General features: G+C 56.5%; 10 protein-coding genes. 1 reads left to right on the top strand and 9 read right to left on the bottom strand.

All coding sequences use genetic code 11. The annotated features are described in order from the left end of the window. Nucleotides 1–135: 135 nt before the first annotated feature. The 9 genes from COHPA_RS0101200 to dpsA form a co-directional block, all read right to left on the bottom strand. Entirely contained in the window at nt 136–2,820 is a 2,685-nt protein-coding gene (locus tag COHPA_RS0101200; protein WP_035119316.1) for a DNA translocase FtsK, read from the bottom strand. Nucleotides 2,821–2,862: 42 nt separating this feature from the next. Then, nucleotides 2,863–3,123 carry a YlzJ-like family protein gene (locus tag COHPA_RS0101195; RefSeq protein ID WP_027084365.1) on the bottom strand — a complete coding sequence of 87 codons (261 nt, stop codon included), beginning with the start codon at nt 3,121–3,123 and terminating at the stop codon, nt 2,863–2,865. Continuing rightward, nucleotides 3,120–3,860 (bottom strand): ClpP family protease, encoded by a 741-nt coding sequence (locus tag COHPA_RS0101190; protein WP_035119833.1) that lies wholly within the window; start codon nt 3,858–3,860, stop codon nt 3,120–3,122. The genes COHPA_RS0101195 and COHPA_RS0101190 overlap by 4 nt, the downstream gene beginning before the upstream one ends. 164 nt (nt 3,861–4,024) lie before the next feature. Beyond that, nucleotides 4,025–5,704 (bottom strand): ribonuclease J, encoded by a 1,680-nt coding sequence (locus COHPA_RS0101185; RefSeq protein WP_027084363.1) that lies wholly within the window; start codon nt 5,702–5,704, stop codon nt 4,025–4,027. A 220-nt stretch (nt 5,705–5,924) separates the two neighbouring features. Beyond that, a complete protein-coding gene (dapA, locus tag COHPA_RS0101180) occupies nt 5,925–6,803 on the bottom strand; it encodes a 4-hydroxy-tetrahydrodipicolinate synthase (RefSeq protein WP_027084362.1) in 879 nt (292 codons plus the stop codon). A gap of 28 nt (nt 6,804–6,831) precedes the next feature. Then, on the bottom strand, nt 6,832–8,049 hold the full coding sequence (gene dapG, locus COHPA_RS0101175) for an aspartate kinase (protein WP_027084361.1): 1,218 nt from the start codon (nt 8,047–8,049) through the stop codon (nt 6,832–6,834). 68 nt (nt 8,050–8,117) lie between these two features. Further along, nucleotides 8,118–9,155 carry an aspartate-semialdehyde dehydrogenase gene (locus tag COHPA_RS0101170; protein ID WP_027084360.1) on the bottom strand — a complete coding sequence of 346 codons (1,038 nt, stop codon included), beginning with the start codon at nt 9,153–9,155 and terminating at the stop codon, nt 8,118–8,120. Between the two features lie 35 nt (nt 9,156–9,190). After that, entirely contained in the window at nt 9,191–9,787 is a 597-nt protein-coding gene (locus COHPA_RS0101165) for a dipicolinate synthase subunit B (protein WP_027084359.1), read from the bottom strand. Further along, complete coding sequence (gene dpsA / locus COHPA_RS0101160; protein ID WP_027084358.1) at nt 9,784–10,683, bottom strand: dipicolinate synthase subunit DpsA; 900 nt, start codon at nt 10,681–10,683, stop codon at nt 9,784–9,786. Before dpsA ends, COHPA_RS0101165 begins: the two co-directional genes overlap by 4 nt. 220 nt (nt 10,684–10,903) lie before the next feature. Between dpsA and COHPA_RS22775 the strand changes: the two genes are divergently transcribed. After that, nucleotides 10,904–11,881 carry a transposase gene (locus COHPA_RS22775; protein WP_169733234.1) on the top strand — a complete coding sequence of 326 codons (978 nt, stop codon included), beginning with the start codon at nt 10,904–10,906 and terminating at the stop codon, nt 11,879–11,881. The last annotated feature ends 149 nt before the right edge of the window (nt 11,882–12,030 follow it).

The raw sequence follows: 12,030 nt of genomic DNA, 5'->3' as shown, positions 1-12,030 counted from the left end.
CCAAGTTAGTCGTTCGCCCGTTAGTATGAGATACGCGAAACCCTCTTATACCCATTTCGGGCTGCCTAAACAAAAAGCCCGCCGCCCCGGACCGGGACGGCGAGCAATCGAATGAGTGCTGTATGGAGCTGGAAATTACGAAGAAATGCGCTGCTGATACTGCTCCATCGTCATGAGCACCTCGCGCGGCTTGCTGCCTTCGTAAGGGCCGACGATGCCTTTGGCTTCCATCGTGTCGATCAGCCTCGCCGCACGGGTATATCCGACTCTCATTCGGCGTTGCAGCAGCGAGACGGACGCCTGCTTCGCTTCGATAATGATCTGCACCGCTTGATCGAACAGCTCGTCGAGCATTTCGTCGGGCGTGTCCGATTCGGTGTCGTCGACTTCAGGTACCAGATCTTCGCTGTACTCGGCTTCGGCTTGTCCGCGGGCGTATCCGACGACTTGCTCGACCTCGTTATCCGATAAGAACGCGCCCTGCACCCGAATCGGCTTGGATGCGCCCATCGGCAGGAACAGCATATCCCCCCGGCCGAGCAGCTTTTCCGCGCCTACCATGTCGAGAATCGTGCGCGAATCGACCTGCGACGATACGCCGAACGCGATCCGGCTCGGAATGTTCGCCTTAATGACGCCGGTGATGACGTCGACCGACGGCCGCTGCGTGGCGATAATCAGATGGATGCCCGCGGCGCGGGCCATCTGTGCCAAGCGTGTAATCGCGTCTTCGACGTCGCCTGCGGCAACCATCATCAAGTCGGCGAGCTCGTCCACGATGACAACAATATACGGTAGAACGCCGTCCGGATTGTCTCCGCTCAACATAAGCGCGTTATAGCCCTCGATGTTACGCGTGCCGGACTTGGAGAACTTCTCGTACCGCTTCTCCATCTCCACGACGATTTTCTTCAACGCGAGAGAAGCGCGGCGAGGGTCCGTGACGACCGGCGCCAGCAAATGCGGAATGCCGTTGTATACGTTGAGCTCGACCATCTTCGGGTCGATCATCAGAAACTTCACTTCGTCCGGCTTCGCCTTATAGAGCAAGCTCGTAATGATGCCGTTGATGCAGACGGATTTGCCGGAGCCGGTCGCGCCAGCAACGAGCAAATGCGGCATCTTCGCCAAGTTGCCGACGATCGGCTGCCCGGAGATGTCCCGCCCGAACGCGATCGTAAGCTTCGCCTGCGATTCTTGGAACGGCTGAGTCTCCAGCACTTCGCGAAGCGTAACGACGCTGACCTCGTTGTTCGGAACTTCGATGCCGATCGCCGATTTGCCGGGTATCGGCGCTTCCATCCGAATATCCTTGGCGGCAAGTGCAAGCGCGATATCGTCGGTCAAGTTGACGATGCGGCTGACTTTGACCCCGACGTCGGGCTGCAGCTCGTACCGCGTAACGGCGGGACCTCTCGCCACGTCGAGCACTTTGGCGCGAACGCCGAAGCTCTCGAGCGTCGCTTCGAGCTTGCGCGCGGTGCTCATATAATCGGCGGCGTTGCCGGACTTGCCGGTTGCCGTCGGCTTGTCGAGCAAGTTCAGTCCCGGCAGACGATACGGCTTCGGCGGTTTGCGCGCCGGTTTCGGCGGCTCGGGCGTTGCCGCAATGTCCGCGACATCGTCTGCCTGAGGCTGATCCGCGACCTCGGCATGCCCGTCATCATCCATTCCAAGCTCCAGCTCAGACTGCACGAGATGAGCCGGCATCTCCGGCTCTTCCTCGCGATCGGCTTCGGCTTCCCAAGTCGGGGTTGGATAAACCTGCTGCGCGAAATCCGTAAATCTCGGCTGCGGCTGCTCTTGCGGCGGCGTGACAGACGATTGCGGCAATTCGCCGTCCGGCTCGCGATCGTCATCCCCGTGCATCGTATGTACATCCGAAGGCATGTTTTTAACGTCAGGCGCCGCATCGGTTTTCTTCGAGGGCCTGATATTGAGGTTGACCGGTTCGTCTTCGTCCCACTGATCCTCCGGCATGCTTCCGGACTCCCGTTCCGGTTTGCCATGGAACAGCTGGAAGAACAGCGGCGTCTTGCGCTGCCGCGGCATGAGCGGCTGCTCGTCCATCGCGTCGTCGTCCGGTTCGAGCGGTATTGCCGGAATTGCCGCAGGTTTGCCCGCGCCTTTGACGGGCACCGCTTTCGCGCGCAGCAGCTTGCTGCCGGAGGACAGACGCGCGGCCAACAGCGGCATGACGCGCATCAGGAACAAACGGATCGCTCTGCCCATCTCGACGTAAGAGCGATTCGTGATGAGCAACAGAGCGATCGCGAATTCGATAATCAGCACGAATTTCGCGCCGTAATAGCCGAACAGCCAATAGAGCACCGAGTACTGCAGCGCGCCGGCCATTCCTCCGCCGATGTCCTTCTTCGTGATCGATACGTCTTCTTCCGGCGGAACGGCCCATAGCTGCTCCTTCAATTGATCCGTCGTCTGGCTGACGATATTCGAAGGCGTAACCGCATCGACCGGACCGAGGCTATTGTCGATCGCGGCCATCGCGCTCCATAGCGTAAAACCGAGCACGACGATAATAAAGCCGGACCTGCGCGACGTCCAGCCGCGCGGCCAGCTGCGTTTAATCATGACGTACAGTCCGACCCAAACACCCGCTAGCGCGAGCATATAGTAATGAATGCCAAGGAGGAAGCCGAACAGCTTGGAAAGAGATCTTCCGACGGCGGCTTCTCCGGAGATGGCGATGACCGATAACGTAATCAATAGAATGCCGTACACTTCGTACTTTAAGCTTGCTCCGAACGGAGCGCGTTTCTTTTTGCGTTTAGCCAAAGCTGCCACCTCCCGGTTCAACATTATACCACAGTTGACGCGAGGTTGGCAGAAGTTCCCGCCGACTTAGATCCCTAGTCCCGCTTGGACGGTATCGCTTTCATCGTTTGCCTTCGCCGCGTAATGGATCGATCGTCCCGGCATGTATTCGGGATTTAAGTATTGGTCGAGCGGCGCGGACAGCAGCCGCACGATCGTGCCGACGCCCGGCGCGGTCGGGCGGACCTGCATGGTCACTTCCCCGTGCGTAATCTCGACGAACGGTCCCGGTTCGGCTTGCATGCCGTCGAGAACGAGTTCCAGTGGCATCGTTGTATAGAGCGTCATAGGGCGGCCGCTCCTTCCGCTCTGGCTTTCTTGCGTTCCGAGATTCGCCGATTCAACTCGCGCAAGCCGTCGCCAAGTCCGCCGACGGCGTTGATTAACCCATGCTTAACCGCATCGGCGCCGATGACGGTCGTGCCGATATCCCGCGTCAGCTCGCCTGTTTTGAACATCAGCTCCTTGAACGTTTCTTCCGAAATGCCGGAATGGCGAACGACGAAACGCGTGACGCGCTCCTGCATTTTCTCCAAATATTCGAACGTTTGCGGAACGCCGATGACCAGCCCCGTCATCCGGATCGGGTGGATCGTCATCGTGGCGGTATCGGCGATGAACGTATAATCCGACGAAACGGCGATCGGCACGCCGATCGAATGGCCTCCGCCGAGGACGACGGTAACTGTCGGCTTGCTGAGCGACGCGATCATCTCCGCGATGGCCAGTCCCGCTTCGACGTCGCCTCCGACCGTGTTAAGCACGATCAGCAAGCCTTCGATTTTCGGATTCTGCTCGGCCGCGACAAGCTGAGGAATAACATGTTCGTATTTCGTCGTTTTATTTTGCGGCGGCAGCATAAGATGTCCTTCTACCTGTCCGATAATCGTGAGGCAGAATATGTTCGACTCTCCCGGCGGCAACGGCGTCTGCCCAAGCTGTACGATCGATTCCGTCGTCGCGGACGCCTTGCGGCCGTCTTCAGCCGGATTCGCGTTCGGTTCCTCTCCGTTTGCCGCGTTCATCTCATTATCGCTCAACTTGATCCCTCCATCGCTGCATCCTATTGGCTTGACATAGTATGGTCGCCGAGGGAACAAATATACGGCTTCATGCAAAGCAAAAACCGCTCCCCTCCGCTTCGCGCGTAAGAGGGAACGGTTCTGAATGAGTGTGGGTTCTATTTCTCTTATACTTCCATGATGATCGGCAAGATCATCGGTCTGCGTCTCGTTTGCTCGTACAGGAACCGGCCGAGCGCGTCTTTGACGTTCGTCTTCAGCGACGCCCATTCGTTCACGTTATCGTTCATCAGTTTCTGCAGCGTGCCCGTTACGATACGGTTCGCTTCTTCGAGAAGCCCTTCGGACTCTCTCACGTAGACGAAGCCGCGCGAGATAATGTCCGGTCCGGACATGATCGCGCCGTCTTGCTTGCTCAGCGTAACGACGACGACGAGGATGCCGTCCTGGGACAGCAATTTGCGGTCGCGCAGTACAATGTTGCCTACGTCACCGACGCCAAGTCCGTCGATCAATACGTTGCCGGACGGAATTTTGCCGGCTTTGCGCGCCGTGCCGTTCTGGAACTCGACCGTGTCTCCGTTATCGATAAGGAAAATATTTTCCTTCGGAATACCTACCGCTTCGCCTAGCAAGCCATGATGGCGGAGCATCCGATATTCGCCGTGGATCGGGATGAAATATTGCGGCCGAATGAGGTTCAGCATGAGCTTCAATTCTTCTTGGCTGCCGTGTCCGGATACGTGTACGCCGGAAATCGATCCTGGTCCATAGATGACATGCGCGCCGAGTCGCATCAATTCGTCTACCGTACGACCGACATAACGCTCGTTACCCGGGATCGGGGTAGCGGCGATAACGACGGTGTCGCCTGGCAGAATGTCGACTTTGCGGTGTGTCGATCTCGCCATGCGCGTAAGCGCAGACATCGGTTCGCCCTGGGAGCCCGTCGATAGGATAACGACGCGGTCCGCGGGAAGCTTGTTCACTTCTTCCGGCTCGATGAGCATGCCTTCCGGAATGTTAAGGTAGCCGAGTTCGGACGCGATCGTAACGACGTTAACCATGCTGCGTCCGATGACGGTCATTTTGCGGCGAGTTTCGACCGCGGCGTTAATGACCTGTTGAATCCGATGCACGTTCGATGCGAATGTCGCAACGACGACGCGTTGTTTGGAGCTGCGGAAAATCTCTTCGAATTCTTTGCCGATGTTGCTCTCAGACGGCGTGAATCCCGCGCGTTCGGCGTTCGTGCTGTCCGATAACAGCGCCAATACGCCTCTGCTGCCGATACCGGCCATTCGCTGCAAGTCCGCATATTGCTCGTTCACCGGCGTATGGTCGAACTTGAAGTCGCCCGTATGAACGACGATACCTTCCGGTGTATCCAGGCATACGCCGACGGAATCCGGAATACTGTGATTCGTGCGGAAGAAGCTCGCTTTGATCGAACCGAGCTGCAGTTCCGTTGCTTCGTTAATGAGAATTCGCTTCGTGTCGCCGAGCAATCCCGCTTCTTTCAGCTTGTTCTCGACGAGACCGAGCGTCAGTTTCGTGCCGTAGATCGGCACGTTCAGTTGCTTCATGATGTACGGAAGTCCGCCGATGTGGTCTTCATGGCCGTGCGTAAGCAGAATACCCCGTACTTTATCTCGGTTTTCCATTAGATAAGTAATGTCCGGAATAACGACGTCGATGCCGAGCATCTCTTCTTCTGGAAACTTCAATCCGGCATCAACGACGATAATATCGTTCGCGTATTGAATGCAATACATGTTTTTGCCGATCTCACCTACGCCGCCGAGCGCGAAAATGAGCAATTTATCTTGGTTGTTTTTCTTAGACAAGTGTAGTACCTCCCGAATCATCTCGACGATCCCGTTCGATATGAAATTTTCAAGTTGCTAAATATTGGCCGCACCCAATCACTCTCAATCATTATACATGAAGCAAAAGAACAAAAACAAGTTAGCCGAACCAGGTTCGACGCAGCAAAAAAACCGATATCCAGCGGATACCGGTTTCGCGGGTAAGTGAACTTAGCGGCGACCGACAGAAATCCGATGGTTATGCTTTCATTAACGCTAGCAGGAAATCTTTCTCCGCGTCGTTCGCGTCCACGAGCGGCAGACGAACGCCGCCCACGGGCAAACCGCGCAGGCCGAGCGCATGCTTGACCGCAACCGGATTCGGAACCGGGTGCGGGCAATGGAACAAGCCTTTGAAATACGGATAGCATTGCTGGTTGAGCGCGATCGCTTCTTGTACGTTTCCTGCCAAATAAGCATCGATCAGCTTCTTCATCTGCGCGCCGATTACGTGACTGGCGACGCTGACGATGCCATAACCGCCGACCGATAATACCGGCAGCGTCAGCGCGTCGTCTCCGCTGTATACGACGAAGCCTTCAGGTGCCCCGCTGACGATTTCCGTCACTTGCTCCAAGCCGGCGCACTCTTTGGTCGCCACGATGTTCGGAATTTGCGCGAGCCGCAGCGTCGTCGAGACCGAGATCGAGGTAACCGTGCGGGACGGCACGTTATAGATCATGACCGGAAGCTTGGTCGCTTCGGCGATGACGCGAAAATGCTGGTAAATGCCTTCCTGGCTTGGCTTATTGTAATACGGAGCGACGAGCAGGATCCCGTCGACGCCGGCTTCTTCCGCCTTCTTCGTCAATTGAATGGAATGCGCCGTTTCGTTGCTCCCCGTTCCGGCGATGATCTTAGCGCGTCCCGCCGCTCTTGCGACCGCGAAGCGGAACAGCTCGACCTTCTCTTCGTCGGACAGCGTCGGAGATTCTCCGGTCGTCCCGCTGACGACCAGGCTCTCGGCGGCTTGCTCTTCGATCAGATAATCGATGATCCGCCCTGTCGTCTCCCAGTCGATATTCAGATTCTCATCGAATGGCGTAACCATAGCTGTGACTAAACGTCCGAAATTCATTGCGATATCCCCCTTAATTCTACCCCTATTATGCCAGATGAAGTCCGAACGCGGAATGCAAAGTTTGAAGCGCCGCCGCCAAATCGGATTCGGCGATCAGCACCCAAATCGTCGTATTCGAGTCCGCGGATTGCAGAATGTTGACGCCCGCCGTCGTTAAGGCCTCCACGATGCCGGCCATGACGCCGGGCTCTCCGTTCATGCCGCCTCCGATCAGCGACACTTTGGCGCAGCCTCTGCGTACGGTCGGCTCGAAATCAAGCTCGCGCAGCAGCCTTACCGCATCGTCCGTGTCGGCGCCCGATACCGTGTAATGAACGCCCGTCGGCATGACGTTAATGAAATCCACGCTGATCCCGTGCGTAGCCATCGCCCTGAATACGCGAAGCTGCAGCTCCGAAGGTCCGTTATCGTTATGGACTGCCAGTTGGGTAACGCCGCTCACGTGCGCCAGGCCCGTGACCGTACGGTCCGTCCACACGCCCTTCTCCCGAATCGTCTCCGACCTGGTGACGAGCGTCCCTTCTCCGTCCGAGAACGTCGAACGAACGCGAACGGGTACGCCTGCTTTCATCGCGATCTCGACGGCCCTGGGGTGGATGACTTTAGCGCCGTTGTTCGCCATGTTGCTGATCTCTTCGTAACTCACGACCGGCAGCTGGCGAGCGCTTGGCACCCACCTCGGATCAGCGGTCAGAATGCCGTCCACGTCCGTATAGATATCGACGATAGACGCTCCGAGAGCGGCTCCTAAAGCCGTTGCCGACGTGTCGCTCCCGCCGCGCCCAAGCGTCGTGATCTCTCCGCGGTCCGTCGAGCCTTGGAACCCGGCGACGATCGCGACACGGCCTTCCTTCAGGTGCTGACGGATCGCTTCCGTCTGGATGCGCACAATTCTCGCGGCCCCGAATCTCGCATCCGTAACGATCCCTGCCTGTCCTCCCGACAGGGCGACGGATGGAATCCCTTCCGCGGTCAATAGGCTGCATAGCGTTGCGGCGGAGATCAACTCTCCGCAGGAAAGCAATAAATCTTTCTCTCTCGCGGGCAAAGCGTTGCCGTTCTGACGGACGAGCTCTAGCAACGAATCCGTAGCGTACGGCTCCCCTCGTCTGCCCATCGCCGATACGACGACGACGAGCGAGCGACCGGCGGCTCGTTCCCGGACAATGTGACGGAGGACGTGGCGCCGGCTCTGTTCGCCTTGCAGCGACGTCCCGCCGAATTTTTGCACGATCAGGTCCATCTTGCTTCCTCCACTTCAGGCTTAGACCGTTGGTGGAAAAAGAGCGAGAACATTGCTGAGTCTTTTCATTATTGAGGGATTGCGATAAACTCCGCGATTTGAACCGCGTTCCAAGCCGCGCCTTTAAGCAAATTGTCGGACACGATCCACAGGTTCAAAGCGCGCGGGTTGGAGATGTCGCGGCGAACGCGGCCGACGAACGTCTCGTTCTTGCCTGCCGCGAACGCCGGCATTGGATATTGCTGAGCCGCCGGGTCGTCATGCAGCACGATGCCTGGAGAGTCCGACAATAGGCTGTTCACGTCTTCGATCTCGAAATCGGACTTCAGCTCGACGTAGACCGATTCGGAGTGGCCGTAGACGACCGGAACGCGCACGCAAGTCGCCGTGACTTCAAGCGTATCGTCGCCCAAGATCTTCTTCGTCTCGCGAATCATCTTCATCTCTTCGAGCGTAAAGCCGTTGTCCGTAAACTTGTCGATTTGCGGAATGACGTTGAACGCGATCTGGTGCTTCACCGGAAGCGAAGCGGTCGGCAGAATGTCCGGTTTCGGATCGTTGCCGGCCAGAACTTCGCCCGATTGGCGGAGCATCTCGCTAATCGCTTTGGCGCCCGCGCCGGACACCGCTTGATAGGTCGACACGATAATCCGGCTTATGCCGTATCGGTCGTAAAGCGGTTTAAGCGCGGCGACCATCTGAATCGTCGAGCAGTTCGGGTTCGCGATGATCCCTTTATGCCCGCTGAGCTTATCGATGTTGACTTCCGGCACGATGAGCGGCGTATCCGGATCCATGCGGTAAGCGTTCGTATTGTCGATGCACACGGCACCGTGTTCGACCGCGTGCGGAATAAGGGCTTTGCTTACGTCTCCGCCTGCGCTGAACAATGCAATATCTACGCCCTTGAAGCTTTCCGGCTTCGCCTCTTCCACCGCGATCTCTTGTCCCTTGAACTTGAGTTTCGTGCCGGCGGAGCGGGCCGAAGAGAGAAGCTTCAGGCTGGCCAACGGGAAGTTGCGTTCTTCGAGCAATCGGATGATTTGTTCTCCAACGGCGCCGGTCGCTCCTACGACGGCGACGTTAAACAACGTTCGTGAAGACATGGTTGGTTCTCCCCTTTGGGTGCAACGAATAGATCTCAAGCGTATTGGAATCGCTCAATGAGCAAAGGTTGCAGTTGTTTGCCTTGCAACGCCGCCTCGCAGGTTTCCATGACGAGATCCATGCGCGCGACAAGGGAATTCGGCTTCGCCTGCGGGTTATCTTGACCGAACGGAACGAAATAGACGTTCTTCGTCACGAGCAGCTTCGCGATATTGGCCGCGTTCAAACCAAGACCGTCGTTCGTCGAGATGGCGAGGACGAGCGGCCTTTGATTGCGCAATTGCGACTTGGCGGCCATCAGGACCGGTCCGTCCGTCATCGCATTCGCCAGCTTGCTTGTCGTGTTGCCCGTGCACGGAGCAATCGCGAGTACGTCAAGCCTCTTCGAAGGACCGAGCGGTTCCGCGTCCACGATCGTCGAAATAATTTCGTTGCCTGTAATATCTCCAAGCGTCTTCTGCCAATCGGCCGAAGCGCCGAATCTAGTATCCGTAGTCATGATCGTAGTAGAAACGATCGGCACGACGTTCGCGCCGGCGTCGACGAAACGCTGGATTTGCGGCATGATCTCCGAAAGCGTGCAATGCGATCCGGACAAAGCGTAACCTACCGTTATCCCGTGCCAATTCATGATTGATTCCCCCGTAGTCGGAAGTCCTCCAGAATGATCTGGGTCAGACTGTTCGCGATGATTCGACCGGCTGTCTTCGGAGCCACGATTCCAGGCAATCCGGGCGCCAGAAACGCCTTGATTCCTCTCTTCTCGGCGAACCGAAAATCGGTTCCGCCAGGCTTCGACGCCAAGTCGATAATGCATGCGCGCAGGGGAAGCTGTGCGATCACTTGTGCTGTGACTATCATAGTCGGAATTGTATTAAAAATCAAGTCGATATTCCCCGCCTGACGCGCGATTTCAGGCATATAAAAAGGCTCAAATCCGACCTCGAAAGCCCGCGCGAACGATTCGTCGCGGCGCACTCCGACCTTCACGTTGGCGCCGATCGCCTTCAGCGTCCGAGCCATCGTAAAGCCGGTTCGCCCGAGACCGAGCACCATGCAATTCGAGTCGTGAATCGTAATATCCGTATTCTGTATCGCCATCATGAGGGCGCCTTCGGCGGTCGGAATCGAGTTATAGATGGCCACATCGTCACGCTCGAACAGCTCGACGAGCGCGATTTGATGCTTTTCGCACAGTTTTCTCAAATAAGGCTTAGCCATTCCGGTGATCACTTTGCACGTTTTGGGAGCCGCCGATAGATGGGCTTCCGTCAACTTAAGCTCTTGGTCGGTAAATATCGTAGAGATCGTCCCGTCGTCATCGGTACCGACCGCAGGAAGCACCAATGCATCCGCAGCGTGCAGAATGTCCGGCGTCCAGTCGGCTTTGACGACTCCGCTGAAAGGCGTATCCAGCCGGTCGAAGCCGCATAGCGTAACGCTCGCGTCGAGCTCCGTCAAACGGCGAATAACCTCCAGCTGCCTGGCGTCTCCCCCGGCGAGAACGATCTGTGCCCCCGTGAGCATCGTGTCCCCTCCCTTCGTTTGCTTGCATAGCACATCGTATGCATTCGCCTAGTCAGGGGTGAAGGGACAGTTCGGGAACGACACCCCTCCCTTTTTCCGCCTTATGGTTATTATCCCGTCAGGTCAGGGGGGGGGGGCGAGTCTTCCAACCATTTGTTGACAAAAGGAACATATGTTCGTTATAATTTCGTTAAGCAAACATATGTTCGGCGGTGTGAAAATGACGATAGGTCCCGTATTCGATTCGCAAGAGGAACTGGCTGATTCCTTCCATACGTCGTTAGAGCAGTTTAAACGTCATTTCAATAAGGAAGAGTCTTGTGTCGAGGCTTTGTATACCGCCAAATGGCCGAACGGTTATCGGTGCCCTCGCTGTTCCTTTTCGCAATGTTATACGATCCGCCGACGCCGGCTTCCTATATACGAATGTGGCTCCTGCGGCCACCAAACTTCCCTTACCGTAAACACGATTTTCGAGAAAAGCCGTACTCCCCTGACTCTCTGGTTTCAAGCCGTTTACCTGCACACGCAAATCCCGGCTATTAGCGCAATCAACCTCATGCATCTCATCGGAACAACCTATAAGACCGCCTGGCTCATCAGCCATAAAATCCGCCATGCCATGACGCAGTCCGATTCGGGCAAGCGACTGAGCGGCCTCGTTAAAATCAACTGCGCGCAATACGGACGCCCCTACAACCCGACCATCTACCGCCATCCTCAGGAGCATCCGTTACTAGTCGGAGCTAGTCTCAGTCTAGAGGGCTCGCTAACGCACCTCAAAATCAAACAAGTCCCGAACGAGCATCTAGTGGAAGACAGGGTTACTCCGCTGGGCAGAGACGCCTTTATCTACGATCATGTCGATTCGAGAAAATCAATGGTCACATCCAATATTCTGAAGTTTAGCCCGATGCGCGACAGGCAGCTCTTGTCAGTGGCCAAGCATGCTTCACTCTGGATCAACAGCACCTATTGCGGGATCGGCGCGAAGCACTTGCAGGCGTATTTAGATCACTACTGTTATCTCCGCAATCATAACAGTCCGTTCAGCGTTCATCTAAGCCGATGTGCCTCAGCCTCGGTGTGCACTTACAAGATGTTGATCGGCAAACCCGACACCGGTGTCGTCCCTCGACCGATAACCTTGATCTATCCGCAACTGCTGAACAAGACACCTTATTTGGTTTCTTGTTGATCGCGTTACCCGAACCGAAAGCGAGGTCAAATGCCAACGCAGCTCTATTCCCCGTCACCCTATCCCTGACTTGACGGGATAATGGCCATAAGGGGAGAAAAAGGAGACATAGGGCGCCACATAAAGAAAAGCTTGATCCGGCCATTAGC

Source organism: Cohnella panacarvi Gsoil 349, assembly GCF_000515335.1.
Taxonomy (GTDB): Bacteria; Bacillota; Bacilli; order Paenibacillales; family Paenibacillaceae; genus Cohnella; species Cohnella panacarvi.
The sequence above is the reverse complement of the archived record's forward strand: the minus strand, read 5'-3'. Positions and strand labels throughout refer to the sequence as shown.

Bases quoted from the DNA above. Each gene is read 5' to 3' on its own strand.
- COHPA_RS0101165 (WP_027084359.1), bottom strand. From the start codon at position 9,787: ATGAATTGGCACGGGATAACGGTAGGTTACGCTTTGTCCGGATCGCAT.
- dpsA (WP_027084358.1), bottom strand. From the start codon at position 10,683: ATGCTCACGGGGGCACAGATCGTTCTCGCCGGGGGAGACGCCAGGCAG.
- COHPA_RS0101195 (WP_027084365.1), bottom strand. From the start codon at position 3,123: ATGACGCTCTATACAACGATGCCACTGGAACTCGTTCTCGACGGCATG.
- COHPA_RS0101170 (WP_027084360.1), bottom strand. From the start codon at position 9,155: ATGTCTTCACGAACGTTGTTTAACGTCGCCGTCGTAGGAGCGACCGGC.
- COHPA_RS0101200 (WP_035119316.1), bottom strand. From the start codon at position 2,820: ATGTTGAACCGGGAGGTGGCAGCTTTGGCTAAACGCAAAAAGAAACGC.
- dapG (WP_027084361.1), bottom strand. From the start codon at position 8,049: ATGGACCTGATCGTGCAAAAATTCGGCGGGACGTCGCTGCAAGGCGAA.
- dapA (WP_027084362.1), bottom strand. From the start codon at position 6,803: ATGAATTTCGGACGTTTAGTCACAGCTATGGTTACGCCATTCGATGAG.
- COHPA_RS22775 (WP_169733234.1), top strand. From the start codon at position 10,904: ATGACGATAGGTCCCGTATTCGATTCGCAAGAGGAACTGGCTGATTCC.
- COHPA_RS0101190 (WP_035119833.1), bottom strand. From the start codon at position 3,860: ATGAACGCGGCAAACGGAGAGGAACCGAACGCGAATCCGGCTGAAGAC.